The organism is Desulfovibrio sp. MES5 (assembly GCF_002237645.1).
Taxonomy (GTDB): Bacteria; Desulfobacterota; Desulfovibrionia; order Desulfovibrionales; family Desulfovibrionaceae; genus Desulfovibrio.
This window is the reverse complement of the sequence record NZ_MJUZ01000032.1, coordinates 1-20002: the sequence shown is the minus strand read 5'-3', so window position 1 is coordinate 20002 and position 20002 is coordinate 1. Positions and strand designations below refer to the sequence as shown.

The following is a 20002-nucleotide window of genomic DNA, read 5'->3' as shown; positions in this document are numbered from 1 at the left end:
TTGCCGCCCATTGGGGATGGCTCAGACGCGCTACCTTTTTTTATATCAGCGCGCGCAGCACGCGAAAAATCTTTGCGGGCCCCGGATGCTGGGCGTGATGCTGGACGTTTTTTATCCGGCTGTTGCGAACGGTTGTGAGATGCCACAGTCTTCTCCTTGCAGTAAATGCTGTAAGGCATGGTGCAAGGGAGAGGGGGAGAGGTCAAGGACTGATCGCATCCGATGGAGCTTTTTTATACAAAAGTTTACATAATTATCATTATGAGACATTGCCGCAAGCAGGCGCGAGAGTGGGTTTTCCCCCGAGCGGCCCCAATTTGAGTCCTGAGATACACAGACTAAAATACGCCCCTCCAATCAGATGAAGGTCGATGCTTTTAGCCACATATGGCAGACTTGCTCACAAGGCGGCTCTGACGTACAACACAAACCAGCGCCAACCAATATTCGGCGATGTTTCCAATCAAGGAGTTTTCATGGGCTTTGCCAACAGTGCGTGCAGCTTTACCCGCTTTCGCATACTTGATCCGGTCCCCAATGATCTATGGGCACAGATTCCCGACAAGCTGAAGCAGTTCGCTTTTCGGGATATTGACGATATTCCTGAAATGCAGGCCCAAGGCTGGGTTTGCTATGAAGACATGCTGGATACCGAATGGGTCACAGCCCCGCCGCAAAAAGGCGCATATATCGTTTTTTCCTTACGCCTTGATATCCGGCGTATTCCTGCGGGCGTTGTCAAAAAGCATCTGGCCGTGGCCCTGCGCGACGAGAAAAACCGCATGCACGAACAGGGAAAGACCTTCATTTCGCGTGAACGCAAAAAAGAACTTAAGGAGCAGGTAATGCTCAGGCTGCGGATGCGCTTTTTGCCCATCCCCAGTGAGTTCAATGTGCTTTGGTCCATTGACAGAAATGAGGTCTGGTTTGCTTCCACCCAGAGCAAGATGATCGACCTTTTTATTGAGGAGTTCCTCAAAACCTTTGAACTGAAGCTTGAACAGTTGACGCCCTACAATCTGGCGGATTCTATGCTTGATGAGGAAGGCCTTACGCGTCTTGATCAGCTTGAAGCCACACAATTTGCCCCCCTGTCTTAGCGGAGCCAGTACATGAGTATGCCCTATCTTGGAGAATCCACCGACATTGTTCTTGGTCAAGAATTTCTGACCTGGCTCTGGTATCAGAGCGACACGGCTCCTGGCGCGTTCACTGATAAGGAAGGAGCCCCCTTTTCCGTCTCTATGGAACAGAGAATTGTGGTTCAGGGTGGAGAAGGCGATGCTCGTGAAACCGCCTCAGTTTCCGGTTCGCTCTCTCCCCTGCGTGAGGCGCGCTTTGGCCTTGGCACAGGCAAAAAAGTCAGCCGCGCCTTGATTCGCCTTGAAAAAGAAGAACTGGCATTTCAGGTATCGCTCAAAGCTGAAGATTTTTGCCTTAACAGCCTGAAAACCCCCAAGCTCGACAAGGGCGACAGCGATGATGACCCTGACGCCCTGCTGCTTGAAAAGTTTTACCTTATGGAAGTATGCACCAACCTTCTCGATGCGCTGTATGCCCGCTTTCTTGGCCTGCGGCTTTCCTCTCAATGGCAGAAAGAAGTGGAAGACATGCGCCAGTGGATGACCCGTACCGAATAGAGAGCCGCCATGCCTCCCCTGCCCTCACATAACCGCCGTGCCAGACTGGCCGACATAGCAGCTGGCATCCTGCGCAAAACGCTCTGGATGCTTCTGGTGTTATGGGGCATTACGCTTATCAGTTTTTGGGTCATACACCTGGCTCCGGGTTCACCCACGGATATGGAAACCACCCTGAACCCCCTGGCTGGTGAAGCCGCCCGGCAAAGGCTTGAGGTTCTGTACGGCCTCGACCGCCCCATCTATGTGCAATACTGGGACTGGCTGCTGCGGCTGCTGCATTTTGATTTTGGCAACTCCATGTCGGCGGATTCCCGCCCGGTACTGACAAAGATTATGGAACGTTTGCCCCTCACCGTGGGCATGAATGTTACGGCAATGCTTCTTACGCTGCTTATTGCCATTCCCGTCGGCATAGCCTCGGCGTGCCGCCAGAACTCGCTTTTTGACCGCTCTGTCACGGTTTTGGTTTTTTTGGGTTTTGCCATGCCGTCCTTTTGGCTGGCCCTGCTGCTCATGATGTTTTTCGGCATCGAGTTGCAGTGGTTGCCCATTTCCGGTCTGACATCCATGAACTATGAGCAGTTGAGCTTGTGGGGAAAGCTCTGTGATCTGGCCAAACACCTGGCTTTGCCCATCCTCGTGTATACTGTTGGCGGCCTTGCCAGCATGTCGCGTTATATGCGCGCCTGCATGCTTGAAGTGCTGCGTCAGGATTATATCCTCACGGCCAGAGCAAAGGGGCTGAGCGAAGGAACCATCATCAGACGCCACGCGCTGCGTAATGCCTTGTTGCCCGTCATCACGCTCCTTGGGCTTTCCGTGCCCGGCCTCATCGGCGGCAGCGTCATCATTGAATCGATTTTTGCCTTGCCGGGCCTTGGACAGCTTTTTTACGCCGCGGTCATGGCCCGCGACTACACAATGATAATGGGCAATCTTGTTCTGGGCGCGGTACTCACCTTGTTTGGCAACCTGCTTGCCGATGTGTGTTACGGTCTGGCTGATCCGCGCATCAGAAACGCAAAGGACGATGCCTGATGTTGCCCAACACCCTCAAAAAGCTGCTTGGCCGCCATATCATGCTGCTGCTCGGCCTTATCATTGTTTTGGGCATGTCGCTCGCGGCCCTGCTTGCGCCAGCCATTGCTCCCTACCACCCGGACACACTGCACCTTGATCATATTCTGGAGCCGCCCTCTTCTCTTTTCTGGCTTGGAACCGACAGACTGGGGCGCGACGTTTTTTCCCGTCTGCTTTATGGCGGACGCATATCGCTTTGGGTTGGTTTTGTGGCTGTGGGCATATCCATCAGCATTGGCACCACGCTGGGGCTCATCAGCGGCTATTTTAGACGATGGGTGGATGAGGCCATCATGCGCGCTGTTGATGTGATGCTCTGTTTTCCTTCATTTTTTCTTATCCTGGCAGTCATTGCTTTTCTGGAACCGGACCTTACCAATATAATGATAGTCATCGGGCTCACCTCGTGGATGGGCGTAACGCGACTTGTACGCGCTGAGACCCTCAGCTTGCGCGAGCGCGAATTTGTTGACGCTGCACGCCTTGCGGGCACGCCAACAGGCAAGATTCTAATACGTCACATTTTGCCCAACGCCTTGGCCCCTGTGCTTATTACCGCTACATTAGGCGTTGCCGGGGCCATTCTGGTTGAATCGAGCCTGAGTTTTCTTGGTCTTGGCGTCCAGCCCCCCACTGCCAGCTGGGGTAATATGCTTATGGAAGGAAAGGCCGTAATCGAAAGCGCCCCGTGGCTGTCGGTTTATCCCGGTCTGGCTATCCTCATAACGGTGCTTGGCTACAACCTGCTTGGTGAAAGCCTGCGCGATATTTTTGACCCCCGGCTGCGGCGCTGATACACTGCGCAAGTCAAAGACTTCAAGTTAAAGATTAACTTTAAATCATCGATGGCGTAAATAATATGCTGGAATACCTGCGCATCCGCAATCTCGCCCTCATCGAAGATATGCAGCTGGAGTTCGAACCGGGCATGAACGTGCTTACCGGTGAAACCGGAGCCGGCAAGAGCTTTATTCTTAAAGCTCTTGGTTTTTTGCTGGGCGACAGATTGTCTGCGGATATGGTGCGCGCAGGAACAGAACGCGCCCAGGTTGAGGCTCTTTTTACCCTTGATGGTGAAGACATGGTTCTGCGCCGCGAGATTCTGGCAGAAAGTGGCCGCAGCCGCCTGTACATCAACGACGAACTGCGTTCGCAGGACAGCCTGCGTGATTTACGCCCCCGTCTGGTAGCGCACACCAGCCAGCATGCGCAGCAAAAGCTTTTACAGCCTGCATTTCAGGCGCGCCTTCTTGAAAGTGGCCTTGGCAAACCGGAACTCTTGCGAGAACGTGACGCCCTGCTCGCCCGCCTGAATGAAACCTCGGCCCAACGCAAGGCGCTGCTGGAGCGTCAGGCCGGGCTGGCTGAAAAGCGCGAACTGCTTGAAATGCAGCAGCAGGAAATCGACAAGGTCGCTCCAGAAGAAAATGAAGAGGAACGGCTGGAAGAAACCCGGGCCAAGGCCCGTTCTCTTGAGCATGTGCGCGAAAATTATGAGCAGGCTCTGGCCCTTCTGCACGGTGATGATGCTGAAGGCCTGCTGGACATGCTCAGTCACTTTGAAAAAGTCCTCACACGTATGGCCAGGGATGACGACAGCCTGCAAAGCGATGCTGATGCTGTTACCGCACTTCGCCAGCAACTGTTCCACCTGGGTGGCCGTCTGCGCCGTCCTCCGCAAATGGAAGACCTGCCTGATATGGATCAGGTTGAAGAACGTCTTTTTGCTCTGGCCCAACTCAAGCGTAAACTGCACCGCACTTTGCCGCAGATACTATCCTTGCGTGAAGAAATCGTCGAAAATCTTTCATTTCTTGACATTTGCGCTCTTGATCTTGCCCGCCTTGGCAGAGAAGAAGAAACACTGGCAGAGCAGCTTACTGGCATTGTAGCGCAAATCCTTCCCCTGCGCCGCAGCGCGGCAGCCAACATGGCCAATGCGCTTGAAGAGGAACTGCGGCAGCTGGGCTTTTCAGAACAGGTGCGCGTCATTCCTCATTTCGAACAGCATGAAATCTGGCCAGGCATAATGGATGAGCGAGGGCGCATCCTGTGGGCGCCCAACCCAGGCCAACCTCCGCAACCTCTGGATAAAATAGCCTCGGGTGGCGAGCTTTCGCGCTTTTTGCTGGCTTTGGCTAGCGTACGGCAAGATGAAGGAAGCGCCATTTTTATTTTTGATGAAGTTGACGCTGGCGTAGGCGGACTTACGCTCAACAAACTGGCTGAGAAACTGTACGCACTGGCAAGCAGTCGCCAGATGCTTCTTATAACGCATTGGCCACAGCTCGCGGCCAGGGCACGCAAGCATTTTCAGATCAGCAAAACCATACGTGACAACGCCACCTTCACACTTTGCCTGCCACTGGACAAGGCGGCCCGCCATGAAGAACTGGCCCGTATGGCCGGTGGAGGCGCACAGGGCGAGGCCTTAGCCCACAGCCTTGAGGCGCAATAGCCGGCATCAATGCCCTGGTCGCCAGGGTTCCGCAAAGACTGAAAGCTGCCGGAAGATTTTGCCGCTGTTTATTGCAGCTCAAAAGCGCTCATTTTTTGGCGCCCTGCTCCGCCCCCTTCCCCCTTTTTCGGTAATGATATCTCAACGACAGATTGTACTTTGAAGATATTCTTAATATTTTCTAGAATATTTTCTGACAGTGGCTATTTCTGGTCGGTGTGGCACCCATCTTGCTTTATATATGGCACTGTGACTTTACACGGAAAAAATGACCATAAGCATATGCGGGGTAGCCTGTGACACCTGAAAGCCAAAACCAGATAAACAGCATGCTCCACGTGCAGTCCGGCAAAGTTTCATCCAATCAGCACCTTGGGATGTACCAAGACTCCCCCCTGTCTGCCCTTGATGAAACAACTCTGCAAATTCTGCGCGAGCTTGAGCGCTCGGGTGACAGCCTTGTTGAGGCTCTGGAAACCCGACTTGAGATCATGCAGGAAGCCTTTATGGCGCATATCCACAGCCAGGTTGAACAAGTTGGCCTGAAGCTTGAAAGTCGGCTGCTGCTGTACCTGTCTCCTGAGGGAAAGCTTGTAGTTGAAGGCAACGATGCGGATGCGGAAGGGTTATGTCGCATTATCGCCCAACAACCCAGTCTGCAGCGGCTTTTTCAGCAAATGGCTCATGCGGCCCTGTTGTCCCACGGTCTCTCAGTGGCTTCACAGGCCCAGCAAGCGCTGGCAGCGCAGGACGAAACACAGGAAGCCTCTCTGTTCAGCCGATACCATATGTGCCTCAAAGGCCCGCTTTCACATTTCTATATACGCTGAGCTTGCCAATTGGGCATAACAGTCTTATATTCCTTTTCCACCATATATGGGGGCGCACTGGTTTCGACGGGGACGTGGAAGCCTTAGCGGCAGGTCGAGGCGCCGCTGGCCTCGTAAAAAGCGGCACAAAAGTAATTGCCAACAACGATTACGACTACGCTTACGCTGCCTAATAACAGCGAGGCAACGACCGTTTAACGGTCACGTCGTCCAGGGCCATGCCTGATAACCCTGGATGGCGACACTTATCAGGCTGGCGGAGACCGGAGCTCACCGGGGTTTTCCGCGAGGAGGTTACCGGCGAGATTGCTGCGTTGCGCCTGTTCAGGGGCCAACAACGTGGTGAAATCTATTCCTGAACTAAACCTGTAGATGCTTCGAGTGGAATGTTCTCGGACGGGGGTTCGATTCCCCCCGCCTCCACCATTAGCCTTTTCAAAAAGTCCCACAATGTTTCATAAGCATTGTGGGACTTGGCTTTTATGGTGATTGGCGTTTCGCAAGGAGCCACTTCTACCCTTGACATCCCGCTCATCATGGGGGCAAATTTAAGTCAAAATCAAGAATATAAAGTCCAACGGCAAAATCGAGCGCTATGCCGATGTCGGCGGACTGTATCTTGAAGTGTCCGTAGCGGGCGGCAAACATTGGCGCACGGAGTTCCCGCTGACGGCAAGGAGAAACGTCTCTCCTTCGGCGCATGGCCTACCGTTTTGCTTTTGAAAGCCCGTGATAAACAGGATGACGCCAAAGAATGCTGCGTGAAAGCTGTGCCCCCGGCACGAAGAAGAAGAAGAAGAAGAAGAAGAAGAAGAAGAAGAAAGCCAAGGCCGAACGGGAGGCTCCGACTTTTCAGGATATTGCTCTTGAGCATGTGGAGTGAGCCAACATTTTAACGGAGAATACGAGAGGTGAGCAGTATGCGTGTAGATTACGAAGTTCATTTTGAAATAAATCTGCAATGCCTCATGGAATGTATTCACTGTTCAAGTCTTTCTGACAATACAAGGGATGAATTAGAATTTTATTTAGTAAAAAACAGAATAGATAAACTTAAAACAAACTCTAATGTTGAAGTGGTATTAACTGGAGGAGAGCCTTTATTGCATAAAAATATATACGAAATTGTTGAATATTTATCTAAAAATACATATTTGACGACAATGTTTACCACGGGAATAATGAGTCTAGATGGAAAAAAACATCCAGATTGGGATTTACTTAAAAATAACGGACTTGAGAAAGTTGTTTTTAGTCTCCACTCTTCTGATGAGTGTATAAATGATAGTTTATTGAGAAGAGAAATAACAAAAAGAATTATTGATGAAATAAAAAAATCAAAATCAATTGACTTGAAAGTCGAAATTAACTGTGTAATGTTTGACAAAACATACAGAAATATAGAAACAACTCTTGATTTTTTAATTAATGAACTAAATGTAGATAAAGTGAGAATGCTTCGACTTGTAGGACAAGGACGTGCAAAGGGAGAAGAGAAATTTCTTGCTCCTGAAAACAATAAAATTATAGCATCTGCTCCTCTCCTCTTGAAAAAATATGCAGGCAAGGTTCACTTTGAAGGCTTTCCATCTATATGCAAATGTCGCTCTTCTTTGCATAGTAGCGCTAGATGCGACTCTGGAACAAAATTTTTCCATATAGATTTTTGGGGAAACATCCTCCCCTGCCCATCGGTTAAGCAGAAAACTATGTTCTCATACACAACAATCGACATTATTGAAAACTTATTTGCCTCTATTAAATCATTCAACAGAGATAAAGAACAACTTACTGATATTTTTAACTGTCCTGGACAAAGTAGGGGACAAGCATGAAGCAATTCTTGAGATTTCAAATTGTAGGAATGACATTTTTCTTTTGGATGGCTTTATTTTTGATTCCATATTTTAATAATGTATCTCTCACACAAGAGAATGGTAAGGGTTTTGATACTTTTTTCGCCTTATTAACTTCAGTAGGACTCTCATCTCCAATTGGCATACTTCTTCATCAGATATCAATATCAATAGCATCGCCATTTAGAAAGAAAAGATTATTTCTCTTTAAAAGAGAAGTAACATTCAAAGATAATTTCTCTAACGCAAAATATGTACTGTCAAAATCCCTACCAATGAAGGCTGTTGATGATTACAAAATCGAATATATTGTTGACGAAATTACCAATAGATATTCATATTACTACGTAAGAATAGATAATGGATTTTTTGCACCGCTATTCGGCTATATTTTATCAAATTGCACTTTATATTTAGCCGAAAAATCAAATTGGTCCTTTTTAAAGCCTGACCCCATATTTTCAGTATGTTGGATAATCTTGTTTGCTGTGCTTATCTTTATATCAGCTGGTTTTTATATTCCAACATTGTTTAAAGAAATAAATGAGCTAGAAATTTTCTTATATGAAAAATATGAACACTATGCGGCTAGTCTTGTAAATGGCGATTCTACATCGTAAGCAATATCTTTATACACTATTTTTTTGATAAATGAAGTATAGTTGCCACATCCCTTTATCCCTCTGCATATTTTGAAGGCTAAAATGTCAGAAGAGGCGGCGTACCCGGCGAATATCCTGATGTCTCCCTTATAGCCACTCTCTCTGACGTGGCAGCCCAAGATATCGCTTAGCTTTCTGGATACGGACTTGTGGTGAGAACCTTTGCAAAAGCCTTACCCCCCAGTGCAATGCAGCGCTTTGACACCATAATGAAGATTGCTAAGGCGCTCGGTGCTCTTTCCACAGCCCCCTTAATGAAGCTATGTAAGAACAGTACAGGCGCTCAAAACGGGGCGCTCTTTCTGTTCCCAATTTTCAAAGCGAGGGGGGTAAAATTGGAGGCAAAAATTGATATCACCTTGCAGCACACCAAATAAATACAGCTTATTATGCTAATCGTATTATTCCCATCCCTTCCACCATCAAACAATTTCAGCAAGGCTCACGATGTCTCACAAAGGCTCGTGAGGCTTTTGTTTTGGCTATGTTGAAGGTCTTTCCTGAACATGACCTTATCTTCCAGCTTATTGACGTGGGGTTACACTCCACCGCGATCAGGATCGGACGCCACCATCTTTTGACATGCCACAGCGGCAAAACCTCCACATAATCCATTGCTGAACCAGACCTCTGCGACTACTGCGTACTTTTTTACAAGTTAAAACAGCATATTCTATTCAACTATATATAATTACTAAATTTATTTTACTTGCATTTTGTAATGATTTTCTGCATGAATTAATCAAGCTCTAGAGCATCCTCATACATCACAAGGAGGATTCAGCTATGTGCAAGAACATCTCCCAAGATGAGGAAAGTCCACCCTGCTATTCAGGCTTATAGCCACGAAACTTGGCGAACAATGCCGATGAGAAGCTCTCTATGCCTAGGCTATTCAGCCATGGCCGTACACCACAGTAGTGGAAAACATTAACATTCAGGGCCGGGATCCCCCGGCCCTTTCTTTTATGGCTTTAGCCAGTTGAGCGCGCCAGCGCGCGAAACAGAGAACCACCCGCTATGCGGGTGGGGACAAAGTGTTATACACATAAAAACACCCTTCCTGATCGTGTTTACCCCTAAGTATCGAAGAAAAATAATATTCGCACAACTGCGCGATAGTATAAAAGAAATCATGCAGAGTCTTTGTAAGTACAAAGGGGTAGAGATTTTAAAAGGACATTTGATGCCAGACCATATACACATGCTGGTGAGTATCCCGCCAAAGATCAGCGTATCGAGTTTTATGGGGTATTTGAAAGTCAAAAGCTCACTGATGATCTTTGATAACCACGCAAACCTTAAGTACAAGTTCGGCAACAGAAAGTTTTGAGCCGAAGGATACTATGTCAGCACAGTCGGACTCAACGAGGCAACGATCAAAAAATATATCCAGCAGCAGGAGAAGCATGACATTTTGCAAGATAAGTTGAGTACGCGCGAGTATCAAACCCCTTCAAGGGGTAGCCAAAGCGACAATGGCACTGGGCTTGAACGCAGTGAAAGCCAGCGTCTTTAGGCGCAGCCGGCAACAGGCCCTTACAGGGCCAGAGCAAACCACCCGCTATGCGGGTGGTGCTGATTTGCAGTGTTGCCAACTGCTGACATAATAAGGAGGCAGTTGACGGCACCCTCTTTGGACTCCTTCAAAGACATATAAGCAGATGGAAGAGACATTAAGCCGCCATCTCTACAACCTCTTTCATCATAACTTCGTCTGAAGAACCCCGTTCCTTAGCCCCCGCCTACACCATCAAATTTTTCTGCACGGCTCATGATGCCTGGTAAGGACTCATGAGCCTTTTTTCGCTGGTTAAATATTTGCCGTCGCATATCAGCGCATATCTCGTCCGCTGCATTCCTGTCCCAGTCACAGCTTTAAGTGAGCTTTAACGAACAGCCCCATGATTTTTTACCACGACGGCCCTGCGTCCATAAATCATCTGGCGTTCGGATGCGCCAGACGCACCCGCGTGACAATATTAAACTTTTTGGAATCCCCTAAAGCGTCCAGCAAGTTGCCATGCCATGCCTGATGCGATTGAAAAGCGGAGCCAAGAACAAATGGTCAGATTGCGCCACAAAATGTTATGAATTACAGCCTGTAGTGGCACATGTCATTCTTTTTGAGAAAATTGTTGACTTATGTTCGCGGGCGAACTAAAAAGAAACCCGCAATAGTTCGCCTGCGAACAAACATGGGGAGCCATGAAAAAACAAAACAATCCCGGCGCGATTGTCGCCCTGGCTGCTGCCATTCGTGAGCAGGCAAACACCCTGATTCTCAGCTCTCTGTCTGAACGCGGCATCACCGACATACTCCCGGCTCACGGCGCTGTTTTGAACGCTCTGTTCAAGCAAAGTCCTATGCAAATGAACGAACTGGCGGAGCACATCGGCAGAAAAAAGAACACGGTTACGGGACTGATAGCCACTCTTGAAGACAGAGGGTATTGCCGCCGCGAATCCGATCCGCAAGACGCCCGAGCCCAGCTGGTATTCCTGTCAGAAAAGGGAGAGGCCATGCGCCAGGTGCAAGATGAAGTTTCCGTTGAGCTTTTGCAAAAAATCTGGACCGGCATCGAAACTCAAAAGCAAATAGAGTGCATTCAATGCCTTGAAACAATTCTCCAAAACCTGACAAACAACTAAAACCAACAAGACAACCGAGGATTACCATGAGCAATGCAGTAAAAGAAATTTCCGATATTATGTCCGAATCGCCCATGTGCTTTATTGCCACGTCCTGCAATAATGAGCCGCATGTACGAGCGTTTCAGTATCAGTTTGAGGAGGCTGGCAAGTTGTGGTTCTGCACATCCAGAAGCAAAGATGTGTTCAAACAGCTTCAGATGAATCCCGCAGTTGAAATTTGCGCAGTCAACCCAAGCATGACCTGGGTTCGCATAACTGGAAAGGTCTCTTTTGAAGACAGCCATGCCGTAAAAGAGCGTATATTGTCCGAGCAGCCGCTGATCAAAGGCATTTACGGCTCAGCGGACAATCCGGATTTTACCACATTCTGTATTGAGCATGGCGGCTACATCATTGCTGATTTTTCCGGCAATCCGCCCCGTAAAGGTTCCTTTTAGAGCAATCTAAAAGTTTGGTTTCCCAGGCGGCTGTATACGCAGACGCACGTTGTAAGGCATAGTGCAGACTATTTGCCGTAACGCGCAAACCGGACGCCTCCAAACCTTACGGATGCGGATAGAGACTCTCCAAGGTATTATGCTACCCGCTCCAAGGTTGCCCGACTCCCCTTTCGCGCTACGCAGCAGATTTGTTTAACGCCCGGCCACGACTTGCTCTGGCCGGGCGTCACGTTACATACCAAAACGGACGCGCTACAACAAAATTGCATCCATACTTACCGCAAGGCCAACCTGCATGAAGACGCCGCACTTTGGCAGCACTGTCGCGGCGTATTTTTGTCATTTTCAGATTTCAGCGACGAGTTCTAGCACTAATCGAGATCAGTTCCACTGGTCCTGCTACGCTCAGCGTATTCCCGCTTCAGCAGAGTAAAAGCCGAACTGCGGACACAACAAAGCTGATGCAGCTGAACAAGTTGTTCGGCTTCGGCACCACGCGCTTTTGAAGCGCGCTTGTTTCCAGCTCGCCGGTTCTGGTAAAAAAGAGGCCAAGCACACAACCAGTTGATTCTGGATATGGCGTAGCGGCGAAAAGTCACGGCCCCTTTCCAAATCGTAGTCACAAAAAAGCCGTCCAGCTTGGCCCTGCCGAACAACTCCGGCGCTATACGCGGACAGTACTGCCTGCGCCCCGCCAATCTCGGTAATTATGAGTAGCCATCTCCTATCTTCCGGTCTTCATGACTGAACATGACGCCTGACCCTCCCGTTGTTTGTCGCAACAGTGGTTGCGATTTTCGGTTACAGTGGCGCGTCCTCGGCTGGTTTACACCGCCTTCCGCTTTCAATCACAATATTGGATAAATTTTCATGCAATACAGTGTAGTCAGTTAAGGTCAACAGGCTTATCCGGCGCGGTTCGAGGGGGCGTATCATTGTCAGGAAAGCATGCGGGCTCACGGGCCTGCCCTCCACACAGGAATGCATGACGCTGCAAATGGAATAGTCGCTATTTTCGATTTTTTTATCCTTGTGCTGACAAAAAGAACAAGGCCCACGACCATTTTTCCTGGTCATGAGCCTTGTTAGCGGACAGTAACAGCTCATAGGATTTCGCTATTAATGAGGCCACAGGCATGTGACCAGCAACTCTTTCATGTAGGTAGTTACGCAACCTCATAGCGCCGTGTTTGGCCGAGTAGGCGCCGTGGTCAACACCAGAGCCATGACTGCACACAGGCAGTATGTCGCGAAGCATCACCGTTGGAGCGGCAGGCAACTCGAGAATGTGGCTCGGGCGCGCCCCTTTTCTTTGCAGTCGGTTGCGTTGCCAAGTGCAGGTGCTTAAACCAGCTGAAGATCCCCAAGATCCAGCTTTACCCTTCTCTTTGGCATATCGCAGGAGCGCGAAACTGATACGATATCACACAAAACGCAATCGGTGGTTATGCCTCTGGGGATGATTCCGATATTTCCGCGTTCTTTTTCAGTAACAAAAACGCATTCGCCAAATTCAACAGCAGCAGACAAGGCATTCTTTAAGCTTTCCATAACAGAACCTCCCACAAGGTTGGCTGTTTTGTGTGGGGGATGGGCCGTTGGAGCGTAAAGCCGCGTTCTGCTACTCAGCCGATTGCCCCATCACCACATCACGACCCGACCCGCGGCTTTTTTGTGATTTCCTGACCCGTTTTCATGGGATTGATCTTAAGTGCATTCATATGTTCTCAGCAATATACCTAGCATTTTGGTCAATTTTATTCCTACAAAATGTGAAGATTATAACATACTAAAAGCACCTTAAAATATAGTAACAATACAGCTAGTTATTAAACCAGGAACATTAAAACTATGCTCAGGGCAAACTACATTTGCTGCTAAATATTAAAGGAATAACCCCCGAAATATATTTAACATACTGAGTTATCAGCAAATAATAATGATAGTACCGAACAAGCGTGTTCTCGTCCCCAACAAGTAGATATTTATGAAACATACTCTGCAACTGCCCAATGACCGCGAGAAAAACCTGCCACAACAAAAAAGCGGCAGATCTGAAAAAAAGGGATCTACCACACGCTACCAAGCTGCTTTGTTTATGGGTGTTCACATATGTACCGAAATCGCGACTCGATGGCCCCACGGGGTTGCCCGATGCCGCATCCTCCATAAAATATTCAGTGATTGTTATAGATGATTACCGCAAACATCCCACATTCTGCCTGGAGGAACACCTACACCAGCTGCGTTTTTCGCAGTCCGGCGACCTGTGGTTCAAATTGATATCTTTTCTCAAAGATAATTTTTTTAAGCCTGCCAGGACATTCATATGACACATCTTCATGCATTATTATACTAAACCTCATTTCAGAACTCTAAAAAAAATTGGCTTCCTTGTTATTTTTTTACAAAAAAACAATATTACATTATAAATAAAAACACGCTTCAAATATATCAAAATGCTTTTTTAAAATACTAAATGTGACAATTAAAAAATACCTTTACGCATGGCGTTTTCTATTAGCCCGTGGCAAATTAATGAAGTGTATGCCTTGACTAGCTCATTAAACTACGTATATTTGAATCAGCATTTGATAATAACTTCTATTTACTACCCACGTTTTTTTCACTGTCCACGTTTTTCACTGCGCGCGTCAATCTGCCAATGCACACCTGACGAGCACGAGGCTATGCCGTCTTTAATTGGCATGCAGCCTTGAGCAGGTACCGCCTGCTCCCTATTTATCCCCTACTTAGGCCCGATTCGGGCAACCAACTTTCGCACTATTTCTGTGCGAACAGCTAGCCTTTTCGCTTGAGCTGTTTTTCAGTTCGCGAAAAAGCTTTTTGGAGGCATTCATGCGTACTGTTACTATTACCCGTCCAGCGGCTTCGCAGCAGGCCCTTGTGTCAGCGGAAGCCGATGCGCGAATTGCTTTGAACTTCCCTGCTGACGAAGCAACCCTTGAGCGTTCTGGCAATGACCTTTTGTTCCGCTTTGACGACGGCTCCAGCGTCCGTGTTGAAAATTTCTACACAGAATATACCAAGGACACTGCCCCAAATTTCGAAGTTGACGGTCAGCTCGTCAGCAGCGCCGACTTTTTTGCCGCCATGGGCCCGGACCTCATGCCTGCGGCTGGCCCTGCAACCACGGGGCGCGACAGCCACTACAGCGAATACGTCAATAGCGACCTGCAAGGCGGCCTGGACCATCTTGGCGGGCTTGACTATGGTTTTTCCCTCGGCACTGCCGATTCTGAAAACCTTTTGAGTGCGCCGGTGCCCAACCTGTCCCCTATTCTGAATACCAATGGCGAATTGATTACCCTTTCGCTCAAGGAATCCGGCTGGGCTAAAACCCCCTCTGGAAACTTTGTTCCTGAGCCTGGCGTGCCCACCATGAGCGGCAGCTTTACAGCCAATGATCCTGACGGCGATTCCCTCAGCGCCTCTGTCGTCATTAACGGGACCTCCTATGCCGTTAATGCCACAGGCACCACCACCATAACCACCGATTACGGCACATTTACCATTACGCCTTCCAACACCGGTTCAAATGTGACCTACGACTATACCTACACCCTGAACAATGAAGACTACGGTAACGCAGACTCGCTGAAACAGGGCGAAATCCACACTGACAGCATTGTTGTCTCCGTCACTGACGGCATCAATACCGGCATAACACAACCCATCAATGTCGTAATTGAAGGCACCAATGACGCACCCGACATTATCAGGGTTGATGACGTTGTGCTGAAAGAGGACGGCGTCTTTGCGGGAAGCTACGGTCAAAAAGACACCACCAACACGCTTGATCCCAATGAAAACGCCTCCACCCAGGCTGGCGGCACAGGGCCGGATCAGCACAGAACCGCCATTGAAGGCCAGATCATCGCGCGCGATCCTGATCACGACAGCGTACTGACCTACGGCATCGCTGACAATTCTGGCAACGCCCTGGCTGTCGGCAGTGTTGTGGGCTTTGTTGATGGAACACTGCCCGTAACAGTCACAGGCATTGAAGTTGACTCCGCCAATCCCAACATCACCATTTACCACACTGAATATGGCGACCTCAGCCTTGATACTTCATCAGGCAGCTATACGTTTACCCTTACCGGCACTGAGTCTGGCGGCAAAACCAACGCTCTTGCTGAAGGCCAGGAAGTGCACTTGCAATTCAGGCCTTCAGTGCAGGACGAGTATGGCCTGAAGGACTATGATGTCGACCACCTGCGTGACGGCAGCATCCCTGTGGGCGGAGACAACACCATTGACGTAAATATCATTGGCACCAATGACCGCCCGATTTTCACCGACGATGCCGCACACTGGAACAACGCGCAGATGTTGCCCGACGAAAATGGCGTGAACCATGAAAGCATCAAGGAATCCGGCAAGGCCAATGATGCCAGCGGCGCCAACGACAACGTCAAAGTCACAGGCTCGATAACCGCCACGGACTACGACAATGACGCTCAGCTGCGCTATGGCTTCAAGGTGACGTCTTCTTCTGGCCAGGAGGAGATGGTCAGCAAGCTTTATGTCGTGCCCAACGGCGCTGATGGTTATGTTCTGCTTACCGAAGCGGACTTTCATGCACTGAACACCACAGACTATTACGGCACGCTGGCGATTACCACCAACAGCGGATCCAACGGCGCCTCCTACTCCTTTACCCTCAAGAACAGTTCCACCTGCGTTCAGGGCATGAACGAGGGCGACACCCTGCTTGTGGGAGTTGACGTCGTTGTTAAGGACGAATTCGGCGCATGGAACGATATTCATTTGAAACTTCAGATTGTTGGCGCGAATGACGCTCCTTATTTTACTGAAGGCAGCAAGGGCACTGTTAAGGAAAGCGGCGTGTTCGCGCCCAATGACAATGACCTCTTCCCCAATGTCGCGGAAAAAACTCCCACCAAGGATGTCGGTGATGCCAGTCTGGCTGACGACGCCACGCGCAATGAGCAGCACAAACTGACCTTTAACGGTCACGTCAAGGCTGATGACGTGGACTTCGGCGACGACGCCAAGCTGACTTACGGCATGGCCAATTCAAGCGGATCGCCCATTGCTGCGGCTGCGGACGGCTCGACCACTGTCTATTATCTTGCCAACGGCACCGTTACCGACCAGGCTCCCGGCAATGACAATTACTATGGCACTCTGGTCATGAATGCCGATGGAACCTTTACATTTACTCTCAATAATGCATCCGGCGGCCCCGCAGACAGACTGAGCGAAGGTGAACAAAAGGTCATAACCCTTTCGCCCACGGTAAGCGACGGACAGGACACCACAGTGGGCAATGGCCAGATTGTCATTACCATTGTCGGCACCAACGACGTTCCCGAACTCACCATCGCGCACGACAATGCCGCCATGACCGGCGATGTGGGCGGCATTTTCCAGGATGACAAGAGTGTCCAGACGGCCACTGGCAAGCTGACCATCCACGATGTGGATGCGCTGGACATGAAGAACGGCCTCGACATCAAGGTAGAAAACAATACCACTCACGCCGATGGCATTGATCTGGCCAGCAGCACATCCGACAACACCATCAAGGTCAGCGGATTGTACGGCGACCTGTATGTTGTGCGCACCTCCTCAGGTAGTGACCATACCAACGACACCTACACTTACCGCTATGTGATAGATCCCATACGCGCCGCCGCTGTGGGCAAAAATGAAATTGGCAAGGATGACTTCACCCTCACCATCCGTGACCAGTTTGGCGCGTATGATGAAAAACAGCTGATTTTTGAAGTGGTCGGCAGTGATGATCCCACCAGCACCGGGCTTTCCGGCGGCCGTGGCATTGTTGTGGAAAACGGCGTTATGCCTGCCGGATTTGTGCGGGCTACCGACAGTCAGGACACGGTGTACAAGGCGCAGTACCAGAACGAAGAAAAGGGACAGCCCGAATCCACCGGCAAAATCTACGCCCACGATGTTGACAAGAGCGACCAGGAAGCCCTGAACAATCCCGGCGCAGATGCCAAGATGCACTACGTTATCGCAGACGGCGACGGCGGCCTTCATGACGTCAACACGCTCATGAGCGGGAAGGACTCCATCGAAATCGAGCTCAAATACGGAAAGCTCATTATCGAGCGCACCAAGGCGGACGGAGCGACCGACGACACTCCTCCGTTCAAGTATACGTATGAACTCAACAACGATAACCCCGATGTGCAGAAGCTGAACTTCAACGAAAAGCTGTCTGACGACTTTGAAGTGCGGGTGTATGAAACCGACAGCAATCATGTCATCACAGGCCCGCCTGTGAACACGACGCCTGCCGATGTCACAGTGCAAGGCACCAATGACAGACCCATCATTGACCTTGGCACTCTTGATATGTCCATGGAAGAACACTATGGCAAGAATACTGGCAGTGGATTTGACGGCGAAGGCAAGATTCTCAAGGGGCAAATTGCCATTACAGACTATGAGGATGCCGGCACGTACGACCCGACAGACCAGACATGGCATTCTGAAGTTGTATCTGCCGGTGACGGCTTTACTTTCTCGCTGGTCAACCTGCTGCCCGGAAAATCCGTTTCCAACGACGCTCTGCGTGGTGATGATCTGTCCGATGAAGCCAACTTTGACCTCAAAAGCGACACATTTATTGTCCAGGGCAAGTTCGGCATTCTTGAAATCAATCAGCAGACGGGCGCGTTTACCTATACCCGCACCAATGATCTCACCTGGCTCAACAACAACGAAACCGCTGAAGATACCTTTTACGTGCGCGTAAAAGACCCCAACGGCGCATACTCCGAAGTAAAGCCCATCGTCATCACCATCAACGGCAATGATGATCCTGGCACCCTTGAGGGCAATAAGGGCGGTATCAAGGAAGACGGCGTGGACGGCTCGGACCTGCCGGGCGAGACCTACTACTATCTGCATTATGACGGCACGAGCAGCCACGGACATGTGCACCACCTTGGCGCGAACCACCCCAACAACGGAAGGCCTGCTGATACAGATTTTGTGATCAATGGGCAACTCCATGTGGACGATCCGGACTTGTCAGACAGGCCCGGTTCCGGTTCAGGCGTCTCCGATGCCTATACGTACGAAAAACCCACTGTGAGCTTTCCCGCAGCGGCTGAAAACGACGGCGCGAACATCGGCGACATCAGCGGCCCTGTTTCCGGCAGCAACGGCTCCTCCGTGTACACCATCAACGGCTACGGCACTCTCACGCTCTGGCCCGATGGAAAGTACACGTTTGAACCTCTCAAGGACGGTGATGCCCTTGGTGCGCCCATAAACAACCTTGCCGTTGGAGAATCCGTAGTCATAACCGTGCCTGTCACCGTGACCGGTGCGGGAACAAATCACGATGGCGAAACGACCAAAGATAATCTGGTGATCACCATCAATGGCACCAATGACGCTCCGGTGGTGACCTCAGAAACATCCGGCGGCGTTTCGGTGACCTACACCAACAGTCTCACCGAAAAAACAGTCACCTCCAAGTTCACTTTTGACCAGAGGGATGGCCATGCCGTTGTTGTGGACAGCGACGAAATGGCCCATTGGGATAGGACAAATGGTGGGAACCTTACCGTAAACGGATCGCTCCAATCGCAAAGTATCGTCAAGGACGTCGACCACGGCGATCAGAGCAGACTCGTCTTCTTTGCTGTTGACGGCAAAGCCGCCACTGGCGAGGCCCAGGGCAACCTGGTGCAGGAGATTGTCGGCAAATACGGCACGCTTATTATCCAGCGCGATGGTTCGTACCAGTATACTCTGGACAAGTACGGCGCTAACTACAAAGACCTTGTCGACGGGGACTCTAAAGCCATTACGGAAGAAATCTTTGACGTCTATGTGCGCGACCCCCACAATGCCACGTCTGAAGACCCCATCAAACTTGTCATCAAGGTTGCCGGTCCTGATGCGGACCACGGTGGCGGTGGCGGTACGGGCAATCCTGATCCCAATCCCAATCCGGGCGAAGGCGGCGGTGGGCACCCTGGCACCGGGCTGGAAGATCAGCACAATTCCGTCAAAGAAGATGTGGAGTACACGGCCAAAGGCAAGGTGGGCGGCGATGGCTACTACGATGCCGGCCTCAAGCTGACGGGCTTTACGTCCTCTGATAGCGGAGACGCAAGCACCAGGGGCACTGACAATATGATTGTCACCAAGTACGGCACCATCACCCTTATGCCTGATGGCAGCTATACCTACACCCTGAATAACGACCACCCTGACGTGTGACCAGCCCCGTTTTTTTGTACCAGGTTAAATGTTAGTGGTAGATTCTTTGTGGTTCTGTTTCTGTCGCCTGTATAGCTGATAATTCTGGCGGAGGCGAGATTGGTCCCATTTCTCCTCTTTGG

Annotated in this window: 14 protein-coding genes, 1 other RNA gene, 1 pseudogene and 1 riboswitch; of the genes and pseudogenes, 15 read left to right on the top strand and 1 reads right to left on the bottom strand. The window is 50.0% G+C overall.

Translation table 11 applies throughout. From position 1 onward, the window contains the following. Positions 1-476: 476 nt before the first annotated feature. From rdgC to BCS36_RS09070, 14 genes and pseudogenes are all read left to right on the top strand, one after another. A complete protein-coding gene (rdgC, locus tag BCS36_RS09135; protein ID WP_291302588.1) occupies positions 477-1100 on the top strand; it encodes a recombination-associated protein RdgC in 624 nt (207 codons plus the stop codon). A gap of 12 nt (positions 1101-1112) precedes the next feature. Beyond that, positions 1113-1640, top strand: coding sequence for a hypothetical protein (locus BCS36_RS09130; RefSeq protein WP_179981615.1), 528 nt, complete (start codon positions 1113-1115; stop codon positions 1638-1640). A 9-nt stretch (positions 1641-1649) separates the two neighbouring features. Then, the gene (locus BCS36_RS09125) at positions 1650-2681 is read left to right on the top strand and encodes an ABC transporter permease (RefSeq protein WP_291302587.1); all 1032 of its coding nucleotides are present in this window, start codon (positions 1650-1652) and stop codon (positions 2679-2681) included. Beyond that, positions 2681-3517, top strand: a complete 837-nt coding sequence (locus BCS36_RS09120) for an ABC transporter permease (RefSeq protein WP_291302586.1) — start codon at positions 2681-2683, stop codon at positions 3515-3517. Before BCS36_RS09125 ends, BCS36_RS09120 begins: the two co-directional genes overlap by 1 nt. Positions 3518-3582: 65 nt before the next feature. Beyond that, on the top strand, positions 3583-5181 hold the full coding sequence (locus tag BCS36_RS09115; RefSeq protein ID WP_291302585.1) for an AAA family ATPase: 1599 nt from the start codon (positions 3583-3585) through the stop codon (positions 5179-5181). A gap of 296 nt (positions 5182-5477) precedes the next feature. Beyond that, positions 5478-6011 (top strand): hypothetical protein, encoded by a 534-nt coding sequence (locus tag BCS36_RS09110; RefSeq protein WP_291302584.1) that lies wholly within the window; start codon positions 5478-5480, stop codon positions 6009-6011. A 48-nt stretch (positions 6012-6059) separates the two neighbouring features. Continuing rightward, positions 6060-6437, top strand: a transfer-messenger RNA (tmRNA) gene (ssrA, locus tag BCS36_RS09105). A gap of 328 nt (positions 6438-6765) precedes the next feature. Beyond that, positions 6766-6894: a hypothetical protein gene (locus BCS36_RS09100; RefSeq protein WP_291302583.1), complete on the top strand. Its 129-nt coding sequence runs from the start codon at positions 6766-6768 to the stop codon at positions 6892-6894. A gap of 85 nt (positions 6895-6979) precedes the next feature. Then, positions 6980-7846 (top strand): radical SAM protein, encoded by an 867-nt coding sequence (locus BCS36_RS09095; protein WP_291302582.1) that lies wholly within the window; start codon positions 6980-6982, stop codon positions 7844-7846. After that, positions 7843-8487 carry a hypothetical protein gene (locus BCS36_RS09090; RefSeq protein WP_291302581.1) on the top strand — a complete coding sequence of 215 codons (645 nt, stop codon included), beginning with the start codon at positions 7843-7845 and terminating at the stop codon, positions 8485-8487. The genes BCS36_RS09095 and BCS36_RS09090 overlap by 4 nt, the downstream gene beginning before the upstream one ends. Positions 8488-8717: 230 nt before the next feature. Then, positions 8718-8906 carry a hypothetical protein gene (locus tag BCS36_RS09085; protein WP_291302580.1) on the top strand — a complete coding sequence of 63 codons (189 nt, stop codon included), beginning with the start codon at positions 8718-8720 and terminating at the stop codon, positions 8904-8906. A 665-nt stretch (positions 8907-9571) separates the two neighbouring features. Continuing rightward, positions 9572-10048, top strand: a pseudogene (tnpA, locus tag BCS36_RS09080) (IS200/IS605 family transposase). Positions 10049-10737: 689 nt separating this feature from the next. Continuing rightward, positions 10738-11181, top strand: a complete 444-nt coding sequence (locus BCS36_RS09075) for a MarR family transcriptional regulator (RefSeq protein ID WP_291302579.1) — start codon at positions 10738-10740, stop codon at positions 11179-11181. Positions 11182-11207: 26 nt separating this feature from the next. Continuing rightward, the gene (locus BCS36_RS09070) at positions 11208-11621 is read left to right on the top strand and encodes a pyridoxamine 5'-phosphate oxidase family protein (protein ID WP_291302578.1); all 414 of its coding nucleotides are present in this window, start codon (positions 11208-11210) and stop codon (positions 11619-11621) included. Positions 11622-12321: 700 nt separating this feature from the next. After that, positions 12322-12508, bottom strand: a riboswitch (cobalamin riboswitch). A 460-nt stretch (positions 12509-12968) separates the two neighbouring features. Here BCS36_RS09070 and BCS36_RS09065 read toward each other — a convergent pair. Beyond that, complete coding sequence (locus tag BCS36_RS09065) at positions 12969-13175, bottom strand: hypothetical protein (RefSeq protein WP_291302577.1); 207 nt, start codon at positions 13173-13175, stop codon at positions 12969-12971. A 1308-nt stretch (positions 13176-14483) separates the two neighbouring features. On the opposite strand from BCS36_RS09065, the gene BCS36_RS09060 reads away from it, so the two are divergent. Then, positions 14484-19880, top strand: a complete 5397-nt coding sequence (locus BCS36_RS09060; RefSeq protein ID WP_291302576.1) for a VCBS domain-containing protein — start codon at positions 14484-14486, stop codon at positions 19878-19880. Positions 19881-20002 lie beyond the last annotated feature (122 nt).